This window comes from Microbacterium awajiense (assembly GCF_039536545.1).
GTDB classification, from domain to species: domain Bacteria; phylum Actinomycetota; class Actinomycetes; order Actinomycetales; family Microbacteriaceae; genus Microbacterium; species Microbacterium awajiense.
Genome location: NZ_BAAAYU010000005.1, coordinates 1,733,194 through 1,749,555, shown reverse-complemented (window position 1 = coordinate 1,749,555; position 16,362 = coordinate 1,733,194). Strand labels below are relative to the sequence as shown.

Genomic DNA, 16,362 nt, shown 5'->3' with positions numbered 1-16,362 from the left:
GGCGCGAGCTCACACCGGGTTCTCAGCATCCGTTGACATCGCGGCACACCGTTCGCAAGGCTCGGGGGCCGGGGGTGAGGCCATGCCGACGTACCGTGCACCGGGGGTCCACATCGACGAAGTGCCCAGGGGGCCGCGACGCATCGAGGCTGTTCCGACCGACCTCGCGGCCTTCGTCGGTGTCACAGGCGGCGACACCGACGCAGCGCTGGTCACGAGCATCGCCGAGTTCGAGAGCCGTTGGCCGACGGGCACCGCCGTGGCGACCGCGGTCGAGCTGTTCCTGCTCGGCGGTGGCCGCCAGGCGTGGGTGGCGCCCGTTCGTCGGCTGACTCCGAAGGCGGTCGCCCGGCAGATCGAGGGCATGCATCGGGATGCCACGCTGGTGGCGATCCCGTCCGATCCGGTCGCTCCCCCGCACGTCGTCGGCGCGGCGGCTGCCGCGCTCGGGGATCGCCGGGCGATGCTCCTGCTGGAGGGACCCTGGCCCGGTACCACCGAGGCGGAGTCCGCCATGCTGGCGGGTGCGGCATCCGCTCTGGGGACCGACGGTGCGGATGCGGCGGTGTTCTGGCCTCGGGTGCGGCGGCCGACACCGGAGGGCACCGTCGAAGACGTCTCACCCCTCGGAGCGGTGGCGGGGGTCTTCGCGCGCACCGACCGCACGCGCGGCGTGTGGAAGGCCCCGGCGGGAACGCATGCCACGCTGACCGGCGTGTCCGGGCCGTCGATCGTCGTGACCGCGGCCGACCAGGGCGTGCTGAATCCGCTGGGGGTCGATGTCATCCGCGTGCTTCCCCGCGCCGGCACGGTGCTGTGGGGTGCGCGCACGCTGTCGAGCGACCCGGAGTGGAGGTACATCCCGGTACGCCGGACCGCGCTGTTCCTCGAGGAGAGCATCGAACGCGGGCTGGACTGGGTCGTCTTCGAGCCGAACGACGAGCCGCTGTGGGCTGCGGTGCGGGCGAGCGTCGAGGACTTCCTGTGGGGTCTGTTCCGCGCCGGGGCGCTGCAGGGCCACAAGCCCGAGCACGCCTTCTTCGTGCGCTGCGACCGCACGACGATGACACAGACCGACATCGACGCCGGTCGGCTGATCTGCCAGGTCGGGGTCGCTCTCGTGCGGCCCGCCGAGTTCACCGTGCTCCGCGTCGAGGCGCAGACCGCGACCGCTCGGCCGTAGCGTCAGCGTGCCGCGAGCGCCGCCAACTCGTGACCGGTCAGACGCTGGGTGGTCCACTCGTCCATCGGGTCGGCTCCCAGCGAGCGGTAGAAGGCGAGCGCCGGCGCATTCCAGTCGAGCACCGTCCACTCGAGCCGGCGGTAGCCGCGTTCGACGCAGACCGCTGCGAGCGACGCGATGAGCGCCTTGCCGTAGCCCTGACCGCGCTCGGAGTCGTAGACGAACAGGTCCTCGAGCCAGATTCCGTGACCTCCGGTCCACGTCGAGTACGTGAGGAACCAGATAGCGATTCCGACGATCTCGCCACCGCGCTCGACGACGTGGGCGAACACCTTCGGCTCGTCGCCGAACAGGCACTCCGTCAGCGCCGCGACGGTGTTCTCGACGGCATCCGGCTCCTTCTCATAGTCGGCCAGTGCCTGGATGCATGCGAGGATGCCCTCCTCGTCTCCGGGGCGCGCGGCGCGCAGGGTCGCATCGTCGGTCAGCGTTCGCTCGATCACCGTTCCACCCTATGAGGTCGCCCGACCCCGTTCATCCGACGCTCGTGCACGCGAACACCACCGGATCGGCGTGCACAAGCGTCGGATGAGCGGATGCTCCGGGCGCGGCGAAGACGTTACGCCTCGCTCATCGCGATCTTGGCCTGCTGCCCCTTGGCGGCGTAGTAGGCGGCGCGGGCGGCGTCCTTGCGGGCCTGCTCGGCGTAGCCGTGGTCGAGCACGGCCTGGTCGACGTGGACGCTCTCGGCGTGCGGCACGCCGTTGTACTTCTCGATGTACGCATCGAGCTCGGGGCCGGACGTCCACGACGTGATCAGGCAGTAGCGCGGGTCGCTGCCCAGGTGGGTGGCCGCGTGCCACAGGCGCTGCGTATCGATGATCAGCTGCGCACCGGCGGGGAGGGCGATGCGCACCTCTCCCTCGGGGTCGGTGCGGTTGTCGCGCAGGACGAAGAAGCTGTCCTTGTCATCGGTGAGATTGAAGAACCCGCGCACGACCCAGCCGGTGCCATCGGGGTTGAGACGGTTGTTGTCGTCCTGGTGCAGGTTGTACAGGCAGTCGCCGTACGGAGTCGGCTGCAGCTCGATCACCCGGCAGCGACCCACGTTGGCACCCGGCTCCTGAGCGCGGCGCACCAGGTTGGGCGCCTTGGCGACCTGCGAGTCGATCCACACGCCGTCCTTGTCGGTGCGCGGGGGCTTGTGGTTCCAGAACCCGTTGCACTCGATCTCGCCGAACGCGCTCGCCAGCGGCGCGAAGCGCGTGTCGCCCGACGACTTCCAATCGTTGTACTCGATGTCGAGCCACTCCTTCGGATCCTTCGACTGGTCGTACGGGTCGAGGACCACGTAGCCGGTCTCCTCCAGAGCGGCGGACTTGATGTAACCCATGCGGATCACCTTTCCCTCAGTGGGCCAGCGCGTTTTTACAGGCCCGACTAAGGCAAGCCTATCCCCGCGGGGTGTCCCGCAAGAGGAGGATCGACGGCGGTCGTTAGACTCGACGGCGGCCCTCGCGCCGCACCGCCGGGGCCGCGGCATCCGTCCCCCATCGAAGCGAGCACATGGTCACCGCCACCAACATCGACGCGACCGCGGTCAACACCATCCGGTGGCTGTCGGCGACCGACGCGACGATCGTGGTCCCGGTGTACCAGCGGCAGTACCGGTGGGACATCGGGGCGTGCGAGCAGCTGCTCGCCGATATCCGCGCCGTGGCCGACCTCGACGACCACCGGATGCACTTCATCGGATCGGTCCTCTCTGCGGGAAGCGTCGCCCAGGGCGACTCGGAGCTCGTCCTCATCGACGGCCAGCAGCGCATCACGACGCTCATGCTGCTGGTCGCCGCTCTGCACCACACCGTGCGCGACTCGCATCCGGGCATGGCGGCCGACCTCGAGCGCGTCCTGGTGCGCGCCGACGGCGTGCGTACGAAGCTCCGCCCCCACCGCGCGTGGGCGGACGTCTTCGACGCGGTCGTGCGCGATCGGCACGAAGCGGATGCCGCACGCGACTCGCGTTTCGACGACAACTACGCCTTCTTCCGCAGCCAGGTCAGCCTCGACGAGGCCCCGCACGTCTGGCGCGGTCTGCAGAAGCTCGAGCACGTCGCGATCACCCTCCAGCAGGGCGCGAACGCCCAGCAGATCTTCGAGAGCCTGAACTCGACCGGCGAGCCGTTGCGCGACCACGAACTCATCCACAACTACGTGCTGATGGGTCTCACGCATGCCGAGCAGACCGAGATCGAAGACGAGTACTGGCTGCCGATCGAGCAGAACACCGGCGAGGCGATCGGTCGCTTCTGGCGCGACTACCTCGTCATGACCACCGGGCGCGAGGTGGCGGTGACGGGTGGTCGCGGCGTGTACGACGCCTTCCGCCAGACGTTCCCGCGTCTGGACATCGACAGCCTCCGCCACCATGCGGCGGTTTGGCGCGAGTACTCGGACATCTATCGCGCGCTGCTCGAACCCGCGCACGAGCCGGATGCCTCCCTCTCGCGCCAGCTGCACTACCTCGGCGTGTTCGGGCGCGGCATGTACCCCCTCGTCATGCGCGCCTACCGCGACCACCGCCGCGGCGCGATCGACCGCGACGCGCTCATCGAGACGATCGAGCAGGTGCAGTCGCTGTTGCTGCGCCGCAGCGTGGTCGGCGTGAGCGTCGACCGCCTCGTCGCCCGCCTGTGCCGCGCGCGTGAAGAGAGCGCGGACGCCCTCACGCGTGCCATCGCACGGATCATGCCGTCCGACCAGCGCATCCGGGCTGCGCTGAAGTTCGCCGACCTGCCGCATCCGGCGTACGTGCTCGGTCGTCTCGCCGGCGACGTCGACACCCACGACCTCGGCGTCGAGCACATCGTCCCGATCGCGCCCGGTGACGACTGGAGCGGCGACGGCGAGCGGACGTGGGCCGACTACACCGACGACGAGCAGAACAGTCATCGAGCCCTCTCCCAGACGATCGGCAACCTCGCCCTGCTCGAAGACGACCTGGCCATGCGGGCGATGGATGCCTCCTACCCCGACAAGCTGCCGCTGTATGCCGCGAGCGGAATCCAGCTGACCCGCGAGCTGACCGAGGCGTCCACGTGGGGCACCGCGGCGATCGCGGCTCGCACCGTGCGGCTCAGCGATGCATTCGTCGAGGTGTGGAGGCGCCCGCTGGTGACGAGCATCGACGACGACGGGCTCACGCCCATCCTCGACGCGACCCGTCGGCGCGGCTGGCCTCGCGGCTGGGAGCGTGAGTGGGAGTACGTCGAGTACCGAGGCGAGCACTGGGAGGTCTACGACGTCAAGTACCTCTTCAACCGGGTGTTCAAGCGGCTGTGGGCGGACTCGCGCGACGCAGTGGTCGCCTACAGCGCGCGACGCGGCGGCCCGGTGTATCCGGCGATGTCGTGGAACGGCCAGTGGGACTCGCTCGACGACTCGACATTCCTCTACATGGGGTGGGACTCGCGTTACATGCTCACGGCCGTGCAGGGCGTGCTCGACGAGGCCGGGATCGCTTCCGAGGTCTTCGTGAAGTACACGTACCTCTGGGCCGACCGCTAGCCGACCGCCCTCACTCCGAATCGGCTTTGCGCGAACCGGCCTCGAGCACGTCGCCGGCGGGCAGTTCCTTGTGGCCGCCGAACTGCAGGCGCATCGCCGACAGCAGCTGGTTGGCGTAGTGGTCCTCGCCACGTGAGGCGAACCGCTCGAACAGCGCCGAGGCGAGCACAGGCGCCGGGACCCCCACGTCGACGGCGGCTTTGACCGTCCACCGTCCTTCGCCGGAGTCCGAGACGCGACCGGCCAGCCCGTCGAGGGTGTGGTTCTCCTCGAGAGCGGCGGCGGTGAGGTCCAGCAGCCACGACGAGATGACCGACCCGCGGCGCCACAGCTCGGCGACCTTCGGGGTGTCGATGTCGAACTGGTAGAACTCGGGCTCCTCCAGCGGTGCGATCTCGGCGGAGTGCTCGGCCTCGCGGACACCGGCATCCGCGTTCGCGAGGATGTTCAGTCCCTCGGCGAGCGCGGCCATGATGCCGTACTCGATGCCGTTGTGCACCATCTTCACGAAGTGACCCGAACCGCTCGGCCCGCAGTGCAGGTAGCCGAGCTCCTCGGGGGCATGGTCGCCGGAGCGACCTGGTGTGCGGTCGATGTCGCCCGCACCCGGGGCGATGGTCCTCAGCACGGGCTCGATGCGTGCGAACGCCTCGTCGGGGCCGCCCACCATCAGGCAGTAGCCGCGCTCGAGGCCGAACACGCCGCCGCTCGTGCCCGCGTCGACGTAGTGGATGCCTCGGTCCTTGAGTTTCGCCGCGCGGCGCACGTCGTCCTTGTAGTTCGAGTTGCCGCCGTCGATGATGATGTCGCCGGGCTCGAGCGCCTCGGCGACCTCGTCCACGACGGCGCCGGTGAGCCCCGCGGGGATCATCAGCCACACCGCCCGCGGCGCCTCGAGCTTGGCGGCCATGTCGGCGAAGTCGGTCGATGCGACCGCTCCCTCGTCCGCCAACGTCGACACCGCGTCGGGGTTCACGTCGTAGACGACGCACTCGTGTCCGTCGCGCATCAGCCGGCGGACGATGTTCGCGCCCATCCGGCCCAGTCCGACCATTCCCAGCTGCATCTCTGCCCCTTCCGCTCCTGGCCCGAGTCTAGGCACGACGCCCGGGTCGCCACGAGATGAGAAGTCGATGAGGACGGTTCCGCCGAGTCGGATCGGGGCGTACCGTCGGGCTCCTAGGGCGCCGACCCGGCGCCCGGGAAAAAGGAGAAGCGATGTCACAACGCGCAGGGCTTTCCCGCCGCGTCATCGTGTACGCAGCCGCCGCATCCACCGCGGCCGCGCTCACGATCGTCCCACTCTCGGCCGCAAGTGCCGCGAGCGCCGGATGCGACGCACGAAACAACAACACGTACCAGAAGCTCTTGGAGTGCGTCACCGTCGACGGCGTCCGCGAGCATCAAGCGGCCTTCCAGGCGATCGCGGATGCCAACGACGGCAACCGTGCGGCCGGAACCACCGGCTACACCCAGAGTGTCGAGTACGTCGTCGAGACCATGGAGGCTGCCGGTTGGACCGTCACCCTCGACGAGTTCGACTTCCTCTACACACCCGCCGCTGTGCTCGAACAGCTCACGCCGCTCTCGGCGTCGTACGAGACGGGCGCGTTCACCGGCTCGGGCAACGGCGATGTCACCGGTTCCGTGACCGCGGTCGACCTCGCGCTGGGCGCGGGCAATGCCAGCACGAGCGGCTGTGACGTCGCCGACTTCGCCGGGTTCCCGGCAGGTGACATCGCGCTGGTCCAGCGCGGCACGTGCTCGTTCGGCATCAAGGCGAGCAACGCCCAGGCGGCCGGAGCGACCGCGGTGATCATCTTCAACCAGGGCAACACGCCCGACCGCGAGGGTCTCATCGTCGGCACGCTGCTGCCCGACGGCGCCGGCGTGACGATTCCGGTCGTCGGCGGCTCCTACGGCGACGGCGTCGCCCTCAGCCAGGCCGGTTCGACCGCGCACATCCAGGTCGACCCGCCGGAGAACCGTCCGCAGGTCAACGTGCTCGCGGAGCTCAAGGGCACGAACGACGACAACGTCGTGATGGCCGGCGCGCACCTCGACTCGGTGCAGCGCGGGCCGGGCATCAACGACAACGGCAGCGGCTCGGCCGCCCTGCTCGAGATCGCGCAGAACATGTCGAAGCTCAAGCCGCAGAACACCGTGCGTTTCGCCTGGTGGGGCGCCGAGGAGAGCGGCCTGCTCGGCTCGAACGCCTACGTGAACGGACTGCCTCAGGAGGAACTCGACCGCATCGCGCTGTACCTGAACTTCGACATGATCGGCTCGCCGAACTACGTGTTCATGGTCTACGACGGGGACGAGTCGGGCTTCCCGGCACCGGCCGGCGTTCCGATCCCCGAGGGATCCATCCAGATCGAGGACCTCTTCGAGAGCTTCTACACGAAGGCGGGCGAGCCCTACGACGACGCCCAGTTCAGCGGACGCAGCGACTACCAGGCGTTCATCCTGAACGACATCCCGTCGGGCGGTCTGTTCACCGGCGCCGAGGTCGTGAAGACCCCGGAGCAGGAGGCGATCTGGGGCGGCACCGCGGGTGAGCAGTACGACCCGTGCTACCACCTGGCGTGCGACACGTACGACAACAACTCGCTCCACGCGCTCGACGTCAACTCCGACGCGGTCGCCGCGGCGGTGCTGACGTACGCGTACTCGACCGAGACCGTGAACGGCGTCAAGGGCAAGAAGGTTCCGGGCAACTGGACCTGGCCCGAGCCCGCCGGCCCCGTCGGCAGCAACTCCGGCGGCGGTTACGAGCACGACCACGACCACGACGACGTGGAGTAGTCCGACCCAGCACTGCGGGCGGGGCGAGCGATCGCCTCGCCCGCAGGCTTGTTCGCGCGGACGACGACCTCGCTGAGTCGTCCCGACCATGGATAGAGTTCTCGCCATGGCTTCACACAAGAACGCGCCCGCGCGCGCAGCAGATTCCGACGGCGCCCTCGGCGAGAAATCCGGGCTCTGGGGCGCACTCGCCGGCCTCATCGTCGCCGCGCTGATCGCCGTGCCGCTGGCGTCCGCCTTCGCCTTCGCGACCCACCCCCACACGCAGCAGCTGTTCGCCGGGCGCCTGAGCGAGGCGACGCAGGGCGGCTACATGGCGTTCTGGTGGATCGTCACGCTGCTGCTGGTCGCCCTGCCGTTCCTCGTCGGGTTCGGCGTCGCGAAGCTGTCGACGCGCACTCTCACGATCATCGGCGCGATCATCGTGCTGTTCATCATCGCCATCCTGATCCTGGGGCAGATGTTCGTCTTCTGATTCCCTGCTGACCGGAGACGCGCGAGCGGGCGATCCTGCACGCCGCCCCGACGTGTGTAGCGTGAGAACCAGCATCCGTCTGCGTTACTCAAGGGGCGTCACATGGACCTGCTCGACCCGCTACTGCTCGCGCGCTGGCAATTCGGCCTGACCACGCTGTACCACTTCCTGTTCGTGCCGCTCACGCTCGGGATGTCGATCACGGTGGCCATCTTCCAGACCGCGTGGGTGCGCACCGGCAACCTCAAGTGGCTGCACCTGACGCGCTTCTTCGGCAAGATCTTCCTGATCAACTTCGCCATGGGCGTGGTGACCGGCATCGTGCAGGAGTTCCAGTTCGGCATGAACTGGTCGGCGTACTCGCGCTTCGTCGGCGATGTGTTCGGCGCCCCGCTCGCCTTCGAGGGCCTCATGGCCTTCTTCTTCGAGGCGACCTTCATCGGCCTGTGGATCTTCGGGTGGGACAAGCTCCCCCGCGGCGTGCACCTCGCGACCATCTGGATCGCCTCGATCGGCGCGTGGCTCTCGGCGTACTTCATCCTCGCCGCCAACGCCTTCATGCAGAACCCGGTCGGCTATCAGTTCAGCGAAGAGGGCGGCCGCGCCGAGATGGCGAACTTCTTCGAGGTGCTCTTCAACCCCGTGGCGCTGGCGGCATTCCCGCACACGATGTTCGCGAGCCTGATGTTCGCGGCCGGGGTGATCATCTCGATCGCGGCCTGGCATCTCGCACGCGGACAGAATCTCGACATGATGCGCACCTCGCTGCGCTACGGACTGTGGCTCATGCTCCTCGGCTTCGCCGGCACCTTCCTGTCGGGCGACCAGCTGAGTCTGGTGATGGTCGAGACCCAGCCCATGAAGATGGCGGCCGCCGAGGCCCTCTACGAGACGGCCTGCGGGGCGGATGCCTCGTTCTCGATCTTCTCCATCGGCACGCCCGACGGCTCAGAAGAGGTCTGGTCGCTGCGGGTGCCATACCTGCTCGCGCTGCTCTCGACCCACTCGCTCGACGGCTGCGTCGAGGGCATCAACAACCTCAACGCCGAGTACTCCGAGCAGTGGCCCGAGCTCGCCGCCCAGGTCGACGGCAGCTTCACCCCGATCATCTGGATCACCTACTGGACGTTCCGCTGGATGATCGGCCTCGGCGCTCTGGCGGCCCTCGTCGCCCTGGTCGGCCTGTGGCTCACCCGCAAGAAGGCCAAGCGCGAGGTTCCGCAGTGGGCGTGGCGGATCGCCATCTGGTCGTACCCGCTGTCGCTGCTGGCGATCCTCATCGGGTGGACGTTCACCGAGATGGGCCGACAGCCCTGGATCGTCTTCAGCCTCATGCTCACCGAAGACGGCGTATCGCCACTCGTGCCCGGGTGGAACGTGCTCGTCTCGCTCATCGCGTTCACCGCGATCTACGCGATCCTCGCGGTCGTCGAAGTCGGGCTCATCGTCCGCACCGCGCAGAAGGGGCCCGATCCCGTGCCCGAGCCCGGCAGTCCCGGCTCCGAGCCGACCTCCATCGAAGACACCCCGACGACGGTCTACTAGGAGCGCGCCATGGATCTCGCCTACCTCTGGTTCTGGATCGTCGGATTCCTGTTCGTCGGCTATTTCGTGCTCGACGGCTTCGACTTCGGCGTGGGCATGTCGCTGCCCTTCCTGGGCAAGGACGACATCGGCCGACGTCAGATCATCAACACCATCGGTCCGGTGTGGGACCTCAATGAGACGTGGGTCATCGTCGCCGGCGCGTGCCTGTTCGCCGCGTTCCCCGAGTGGTACGCCACCCTGTTCAGCGGCTTCTACCTGGCGCTGCTGCTGATCCTGCTCGCTCTCATCGCGCGCGGCGTCTCGTTCGAGTACCGCCACCAGAAGGACGATCTGAAGTGGAAGAGCCGCTTCGACTGGATGATCGTGATCGGCTCGGCCGTGCCCGCCCTGCTGTGGGGCGTCGCGGTCGCCAACATCGTGCAGGGTGTGCCGATCAATGCCGACCATGAGTTCACGGGGTCGCTGCTCACGCTGCTGAACCCCTATGGTCTGCTGGGCGGCCTGACGACGCTGCTGCTGTTCTTCACTCACGGCGTGTACTTCGTCGCGCTCAAGACCGACGGCCAGGTGCACCAGGACGCGCGCCGCCTCGCGCGCCGCTCGGGGCTGCTCACGATCGTGGTCGCCGCGGCCTTCCTGGTCTGGACGATCTTCATCGCCGCCCGCTACGGCGCACCGCTGCTCGTCTGGGTGATCGCGCTGGCCGCGCTGGCCGCGATCTTCCTCGTGCTCTCGTGGGTCTTCAACCTGCGCGACCGCGAGGGGTGGGCATTCGGATTCGGCGCAGCCACGGTGATGGCGGCGGTGCTCACCCTGTGGACGGCCCTGTTCCCGAACGTCATGCCGTCGACGACGGACCCGGCCTACAGCCTCACGATCGAGAACGCGTCGTCGACCGACCTCACCCTGCAGATCATGTCGTGGGCAGCGCTCGTGTTCCTGCCCCTCGTGCTCGCGTACCAGGGCTGGACCTACTGGGTCTTCCGCAAGCGCGTCTCCCGTTCGCGCATCGAGAAGGCCGCCGCCGCCGCGCACTGATTCCGCGCGTGCCCGCCGGCGCCGGGCGTGAGGCAGGATCGAAGGGTGAGTCAGACGGATGCTTCGCGAAGGCGAACGCCGCCCGTCGACCCGCGTCTGCTCAGGCACGCCCGCGCGTCGCGGGGCTTCTTCGTCGCGATCGGGGCGATCGCCGTCGCGCAGACCGCGGTCATCGTCGCGTTCGCCTGGTTGCTGACCCACGCGATCGTCGGCGCGATCGAGGGTTCCGGTGATCTGCCGACCACGCTGGTCTGGCTGGGCGCGATCGTCGTCGCGCGGGCGCTGCTGGTGTGGCTGCGCGAGGCGGTCGCCGCACGCGCGGCCGCGAAGGTGCAGTCGCAGCTGCGCGATGCGCTGATCGACGCTGTCGACGCGCTCGGCCCCGCGTGGATCTCGGGACGCAGCACCGCCGCGCTCGCGGTGACCGCCGGTCGCGGACTCGACGCGCTGGAGGCGTACTTCGGTCGCTATCTGCCCCAGCTCGCGCAGACGGCGATCGCGACGCCCCTGCTGCTCATCGTGATGTGGTCGCAGGACTGGATCTCCGGCCTCACGGTGCTGCTCACCCTGCCCCTGATCCCCGTGTTCATGGTGTTGATCGGCTGGGTGACCCGCGCGGTGCAGCAGCGCCAGTGGCGCACGCTGCACGAGCTGGCAGCGCGATTCGCCGACACCGTGCAGGGGCTGTCGACACTCAAGGTCTTCGGACGCCAGCACAGAGCCGTCGCCTCCATCCGCACGGTCACAGATCGCTATCGCCGCGAGACGATGAAGGTGCTGCGGGTGTCGTTCCTCTCGGGCTTCGCCCTCGAGTTCCTGGCGAGCATCTCGGTCGCGATCGTCGCCGTGTCGATCGGCTTCCGCCTGATCGACGGATCGCTGGTGCTCGCGGTGGGGCTGTTCGTCCTGCTCCTCGCGCCCGAGGCGTACCTGCCGCTGCGCCAGGTGGGGGTGCAGTTCCACGCGGCCGCCGAGGGGGTCGCCGCGACCGATGATGTGTTCCAGGTGCTCGATGCCGCCGCGTCGCCGAAAGAGGTCACGACGCCGACGACGCACGACCCGCGGGCGGCTGAGCGGCCACCGCGACGCGGAGCGCTCGTCCTCCGCGGGCTGCAGGTCCGGCGGGGCTCCCGCGTGCTCGCGCCGGTCGACCTCGTGGCCGTGCCGGGCACGGTGACACTGCTGGAAGGCCCCAGCGGCGTCGGCAAGTCGAGCGTGTTCGCCGCGTTGCGCGGCGCGGCCGACTTCGAGGGATCGGCAACGGTCGGCGACGTCGACGTGCGCGAACTCGCACCGCACTCCTGGCTGGCCTGGGCGGGGCAGCAACCGGGCCTGGTGACCGGCACGATCGCCGCGAACGTCAGCCTGGGCGATCCCGCACCCGACGACGATCGGGTGCGGCGGGCGCTCGCCCTCGCCTGCGCGGACGACCTCGATCCAGCCCGTGAACTCGGGGCGCAGGGAGCCGGCCTCTCCGGCGGACAGGCCCAGCGCGTCGCCGTCGCGCGGGCCATCGCGCGGCGTCTCGGCGGCCGCGCGGGCGTGCTGGCTCTGGACGAGCCGAGCTCGGCCCTCGACGCCGCGACCGAAGCACGGCTGTGGCGCTCGCTGCGCGCGCTCGCCGACGACGGGGCCACCGTCCTGCTCATCTCGCACCGCACGTCGGCGCGCGAGATCGCCGATGCCGTCGTGCGACTGCACCCGAGCGAGGTGGGCGTATGACCACGCCGACGACGCCCGCCGCCGTGCTGCGCGACGCCATGCCCCCGATGCGCCGGTTCCTGCCCGGCGCCCTGTCCGGCTTCGCGTCGGAGGCATCCGCCGTCGCCCTGCTCGCGGTGAGCGCCTGGCTGATCGTGCGTGCCGGCGAGCAGCCACCGGTGCTCTACCTGACCGCCGCGGTGGTCGGCGTGCGACTGTTCGCCCTCACGCGTGCGGTCTTCCGCTACCTCGAGCGTCTGCTCGGCCACGACGCGGCGCTGCGCCGGCTCGCCGATGCCCGGTCGACGCTCGTCTCGCGGCTGGTGCCGCTCGCGCCCGACGGTCTGGGGCGCACGGGCCGCGGCTCGGTGCTCGGCGCCCTCGTCGACGACGTCGACGATCTGCAGAACCTGCCCCTCCGCGTCGTCCAGCCGCTGGCGGCGAGCGCGCTGGTCGCCATCGGCGCCGTGGTGCTGGTCGCTGTCGTGTGGTGGCCGGCCGCGCTCACGCTCCTCGCCTGCCTGATCGTCGCCGCCGCGGTCTCGCTGCTGTGGGGGTGGGCGGCGGGTGCCCGGGCCGAGCAGGCGGTCGCGCCGCTGCGCGCGAAGCTCGCCGACGCCCTCCTCGACCACCTCGGCAGCCTCGACGTGCTGCTGGCCTACGGCGCCGCAGATACCAGTCGCGAGCGCATCCGCCACGCCGACCGGGCCCTGCGCCGCGCGGTGGTCCGACGATCGGCCGCGCAGGCGGGCACGGCTGCACTGGTCTCGCTGGCGGCCGGCGCCGCATCGATCGCCGCGGTCGCGGTCGCGGCACCTGCCGTCGCCACGGGATCGCTCGACGGCCCGGCGTTCGCGGTCGCGGTGCTGGTGCCGATGGCCGTGTTCGAGGTGTTCGCCGCCGTGCCGATGGCCGCCTCGGCGTGGCGGCAGGTACGGGCTTCGTCCGAGCGGATCGCCGCAGCGCTGCCCGCCGAGCTGCCGGACGGTCTCGTCGACGAGACGGTACCCGCGACCGGCGACGCGCCGGCGCTCGGCGAGGGCATGCGCCTGCGCGGCGTCGGCGCACACTGGCCGGGAGAGCACGGCGCGGCACTGCACGACGTCGACCTCGATGTCCGGCCCGGCGAACGCATCCTGGTCGTGGGTTCCTCGGGCGCGGGGAAGACGACCCTCGCCCACGTGCTGGTGCGGTTCCTCGACAGCACCGGCACCTTCACGATCGGCGACCGAGCGGCGGCAGACCTCGCCGGCGACGACCTGCGGCGCACGATCGGGCTGTGCGAGCAGCATCCGATGCTCTTCGACGAGGACATCCGGCAGAACCTGCTCTTCGCCCGTGACACCGCGACGGATGCCGAGCTCGAGGCCGTCCTCGACCGGGTCGGCCTGGGCGCATGGCTGCGTGAGCGGGGTGGATTGGATGCGCGCGTCGGCGAGCGCGGCGCCTTGGTCTCGGGCGGGCAGGCGCAGCGGATCGCGCTGGCGCGGGCGCTGTTGCGCGACTTCCCGGTGCTCGTGCTCGACGAGCCGACCGCGGGCGTCGACCCCGAGGCATCCGATGCCCTGCTCACCGACCTGCTCACCGCGGTGGACGGCGACCGCGCGGTCGTGCTGATCTCGCACGTGACCGTGCCGACCGGGCTCGTCGACCGCACCGTGCGTCTCGACGGCGGCCGCATCGTGTGACGGGCACCCGTGCGGCCTCGGCCGACTATGCGGCCATCGCGGGATCCTGCTCGGCGGTGGCGGTGATGCGCCGGGCCATGCCGGCGAAGACGAAGCCGTGGAACGGCAGCACCGCCAGCCAGTACAGGCGTCCCATCAGGCCCCGGGGGAAGAACACGGCACGCTGCTCGTAGCGCGACCCCTCGCCGTCGGGGATCGCCTTCATCTCGAGCCACGCGAGTCCCGGCACCTTCATCTCGGCTCGCAGCCGCAGCATCGACCCGTTCTCGAGCGCCTCGACGCGCCAGAAGTCCAGTGCATCGCCGACCGCGAGCCGCCCTCGGCTGCGGCGGCCCCGCGCGAGCCCCACGCCCCCGACGAGCCGGTCCATCCAACCGCGGATCGCCCACAGCACGGGCGAGGAGTACCAGCCGTTCTCACCGCCGATGCCTTCGATCACCGCCCACAGGCGCGCCGGCGACGCCGACGTGTGAGCGCTGCGGGCGTCGGTGAACACGGTGCGTCCGGTCCAGTCGGGATCGCTCGGCAGCGGATCGCTCGGCACCCCGAGCACCTCGGCGTCCAGCCAGCTCGTCTCGACCGCGTCGTCCTCGAGGCGGCTGAGCGCAAGACGCACGGCCTCTCGATACGGCATGAGGCCGTCGTGGGGGCGTGGGATCAGCGCATCGACGTCGCGATCCTTCATCACGCACTCGTTCTGCAGGGATTCGACCAGCGGGCGGGCGATCGCCCGAGGGATCGGTGTGACGAGGTTCACCCAGTGCGAGGCGAGCCGAGGGGTGAGCACCGGCAGCGACGCGATCGGCCGCTGATGCAGACCGGCCGCCAGCGCGTATCCGTTCATCATCTGGCCGTAGCGCAGCACGTCGGGGCCGCCGATGTCGACCGCGCGGTTGACGCCGGGATCGACCCGCGCGGCACCCAGCAGGTAGTGCAGCACATCGCGCACCGCGATCGGCTGGATCCGGTTGCGCACCCACTTCGGCGCGGGCATATACGGCAGCACCTCGGTGAGGTGGCGCACCATCTCGAACGACGCCGAGCCCGCGCCGATCACGACCCCGGCCTGCAGCACGAGCGTCGGAACGCCGCTGCGCAGGAACAGCTCGCCCACCTCCACGCGCGACCGCAGGTGCGGCGACAGCTCCTTGTCGTCGGGATGAAGACCACCGAGGTAGACGATGCGCTGGACGGATGCGTCGCATGCCGCATCCGCGACGGTGCGTGCTGCGCGGCGGTCGGTGTCTTCGAACCCCTTCCCCGCGCTCATGGAGTGGACGAGGTAGTAGAGCACGTCGACGTCGTCGACGGCTTCGGCGACCGTCCCCCGATCGGTCGCGTCGCCCTGGACGATCTCGACGGCACCGCCCCACGGGAAGGCGCCGACCCGCGCGGCATCCCGTGCGAGCACACGCACCCGGTACCCGGCCTCGATCAGTCGCGGCACGAGACGGCCGCCGATGTAGCCCGTCGCGCCCACGACGAGAGCCCGTGGCGCCGTCCCGTCGGCGCGCGCCTCGGCGCGCAGCTCGGGTTCGCGGCCGGTCGGGGCTGTGACGTCGTCCATGTCGGAAGGCTACGTCGACGGCCCGCGCTCAGGCGGGGGTTGACGCGCGGGCATCCAGTGGTAGCGCGAAGGCCTGCACGCCGGGATGCGACTCGAGCTCGACCAGCCCGAGGCGGCGGTAGAACGCCAGCGCCCGGACGTTGTCGACGGCGGCCACCAGGTGCAGGCCATTCACGCCGGCATCCCGCAGCGCCCCGGCGAGCGCGTCGATGAGGCGGCGGCCCCAGCCCTGCCCCTGCGCTTCGGGCATCAGATCGATGTGCAGGTGAGCGGGGTATCGGTCGCCGTACGGCTCGACGCCGGGCCCGCGGCCGTACGCGTAGATCAGCACGCCGTCCTCGCGGGTGACCTCGGCGGTCGGCTTCGGCCACGCGGCGCCGTGCGCGGGCCACCACACGGCGCGGAACCACTGCTCGAAGTCGCGCGTATCGGGAGCGGCCACGATGTAGCCGACGACGCCGTGCCGCTCGTCGTCCACGACGAAGGCGAACTCCGGATGCCGGTCAACGTACGGCAGCACGAAGATCGCCGGCCAGATCGCGTCGTCGCTGAGCACCCCGGTGGCATCGTCGCCCGCAAGGGCCGTGCGCACGCAGATCTCGGCGACCCGGTCGCGGTCGGCGCTGCGATAGGGGCGCAGGTGCGGCATCCGGCGAGTCTAGGCCCGCGGCATCCGTGCACGCACCGCCGCGACAGCGGCACGTTCCTGCGAGCGCCGCACCTTCCGGCGCGCGGGCTGCACTTTCCTGCGAACGCTGCGTCGCGCGACGGCGCTCCCGCAGGAAAC

The 16,362-nt window shown here is 70.1% G+C and carries 13 protein-coding genes; 8 read left to right on the top strand and 5 right to left on the bottom strand.

Translation table 11 applies throughout. The features are described 5' to 3' along the window. Positions 1–82 precede the first annotated feature (82 nt). Entirely contained in the window at positions 83–1,183 is a 1,101-nt protein-coding gene (locus tag ABD663_RS14780; protein WP_344739860.1) for a phage tail sheath family protein, read from the top strand. A 2-nt stretch (positions 1,184–1,185) separates the two neighbouring features. Here ABD663_RS14780 and ABD663_RS14775 read toward each other — a convergent pair whose 3' ends face one another. Both ABD663_RS14775 and ABD663_RS14770 read right to left on the bottom strand, forming a co-directional pair. Continuing rightward, positions 1,186–1,686, bottom strand: coding sequence for a GNAT family N-acetyltransferase (locus tag ABD663_RS14775; RefSeq protein ID WP_344739858.1), 501 nt, complete (start codon positions 1,684–1,686; stop codon positions 1,186–1,188). A 116-nt stretch (positions 1,687–1,802) separates the two neighbouring features. Beyond that, complete coding sequence (locus ABD663_RS14770; protein WP_344739856.1) at positions 1,803–2,576, bottom strand: hypothetical protein; 774 nt, start codon at positions 2,574–2,576, stop codon at positions 1,803–1,805. Between the two features lie 173 nt (positions 2,577–2,749). Between ABD663_RS14770 and ABD663_RS14765 the strand changes: the two genes are divergently transcribed. Next, positions 2,750–4,750, top strand: coding sequence for a DUF262 domain-containing protein (locus ABD663_RS14765; protein ID WP_344739854.1), 2,001 nt, complete (start codon positions 2,750–2,752; stop codon positions 4,748–4,750). Between the two features lie 10 nt (positions 4,751–4,760). On the opposite strand, the gene gnd is transcribed toward ABD663_RS14765, so the two are convergent. Beyond that, entirely contained in the window at positions 4,761–5,816 is a 1,056-nt protein-coding gene (gene gnd, locus ABD663_RS14760) for a phosphogluconate dehydrogenase (NAD(+)-dependent, decarboxylating) (RefSeq protein WP_344739852.1), read from the bottom strand. A 152-nt stretch (positions 5,817–5,968) separates the two neighbouring features. Here gnd and ABD663_RS14755 point away from each other — a divergent pair, with 152 nt between their 5' ends. The 6 genes from ABD663_RS14755 (at position 5,969) to cydC (ending at position 14,008) form a co-directional block, all read left to right on the top strand. Beyond that, positions 5,969–7,558, top strand: coding sequence for a M20/M25/M40 family metallo-hydrolase (locus ABD663_RS14755; protein WP_344739850.1), 1,590 nt, complete (start codon positions 5,969–5,971; stop codon positions 7,556–7,558). 106 nt (positions 7,559–7,664) lie between these two features. After that, positions 7,665–8,033, top strand: a complete 369-nt coding sequence (locus tag ABD663_RS14750) for a hypothetical protein (RefSeq protein WP_344739848.1) — start codon at positions 7,665–7,667, stop codon at positions 8,031–8,033. A 102-nt stretch (positions 8,034–8,135) separates the two neighbouring features. Continuing rightward, complete coding sequence (locus tag ABD663_RS14745; protein WP_344739846.1) at positions 8,136–9,578, top strand: cytochrome ubiquinol oxidase subunit I; 1,443 nt, start codon at positions 8,136–8,138, stop codon at positions 9,576–9,578. A 9-nt stretch (positions 9,579–9,587) separates the two neighbouring features. Beyond that, on the top strand, positions 9,588–10,619 hold the full coding sequence (gene cydB, locus ABD663_RS14740; RefSeq protein ID WP_344739844.1) for a cytochrome d ubiquinol oxidase subunit II: 1,032 nt from the start codon (positions 9,588–9,590) through the stop codon (positions 10,617–10,619). Positions 10,620–10,664: 45 nt separating this feature from the next. Continuing rightward, the gene (gene cydD / locus ABD663_RS14735; protein WP_344739842.1) at positions 10,665–12,341 is read left to right on the top strand and encodes a thiol reductant ABC exporter subunit CydD; all 1,677 of its coding nucleotides are present in this window, start codon (positions 10,665–10,667) and stop codon (positions 12,339–12,341) included. Further along, on the top strand, positions 12,338–14,008 hold the full coding sequence (cydC, locus tag ABD663_RS14730; protein ID WP_344739840.1) for a thiol reductant ABC exporter subunit CydC: 1,671 nt from the start codon (positions 12,338–12,340) through the stop codon (positions 14,006–14,008). The genes cydD and cydC overlap by 4 nt, the downstream gene beginning before the upstream one ends. Positions 14,009–14,033: 25 nt before the next feature. Here the strand turns inward: cydC and ABD663_RS14725 are convergent, their stop codons facing one another. Continuing rightward, complete coding sequence (locus ABD663_RS14725) at positions 14,034–15,575, bottom strand: SDR family oxidoreductase (protein WP_344739838.1); 1,542 nt, start codon at positions 15,573–15,575, stop codon at positions 14,034–14,036. A 28-nt stretch (positions 15,576–15,603) separates the two neighbouring features. Continuing rightward, positions 15,604–16,224: a GNAT family N-acetyltransferase gene (locus ABD663_RS14720; RefSeq protein ID WP_344739836.1), complete on the bottom strand. Its 621-nt coding sequence runs from the start codon at positions 16,222–16,224 to the stop codon at positions 15,604–15,606. Between the last annotated feature and the right edge of the window lie 138 nt (positions 16,225–16,362).

Coding starts and splice junctions, on each gene's coding strand:
- cydC (WP_344739840.1), top strand. CDS start 12,338: ATGACCACGCCGACGACGCCCGCCGCCGTGCTGCGCGACGCCATGCCC.
- ABD663_RS14755 (WP_344739850.1), top strand. CDS start 5,969: ATGTCACAACGCGCAGGGCTTTCCCGCCGCGTCATCGTGTACGCAGCC.
- ABD663_RS14750 (WP_344739848.1), top strand. CDS start 7,665: ATGGCTTCACACAAGAACGCGCCCGCGCGCGCAGCAGATTCCGACGGC.
- ABD663_RS14765 (WP_344739854.1), top strand. CDS start 2,750: ATGGTCACCGCCACCAACATCGACGCGACCGCGGTCAACACCATCCGG.
- ABD663_RS14770 (WP_344739856.1), bottom strand. CDS start 2,576: ATGGGTTACATCAAGTCCGCCGCTCTGGAGGAGACCGGCTACGTGGTC.
- gnd (WP_344739852.1), bottom strand. CDS start 5,816: ATGCAGCTGGGAATGGTCGGACTGGGCCGGATGGGCGCGAACATCGTC.
- ABD663_RS14745 (WP_344739846.1), top strand. CDS start 8,136: ATGGACCTGCTCGACCCGCTACTGCTCGCGCGCTGGCAATTCGGCCTG.
- ABD663_RS14780 (WP_344739860.1), top strand. CDS start 83: ATGCCGACGTACCGTGCACCGGGGGTCCACATCGACGAAGTGCCCAGG.
- ABD663_RS14725 (WP_344739838.1), bottom strand. CDS start 15,575: ATGGACGACGTCACAGCCCCGACCGGCCGCGAACCCGAGCTGCGCGCC.
- cydB (WP_344739844.1), top strand. CDS start 9,588: ATGGATCTCGCCTACCTCTGGTTCTGGATCGTCGGATTCCTGTTCGTC.
- ABD663_RS14720 (WP_344739836.1), bottom strand. CDS start 16,224: ATGCCGCACCTGCGCCCCTATCGCAGCGCCGACCGCGACCGGGTCGCC.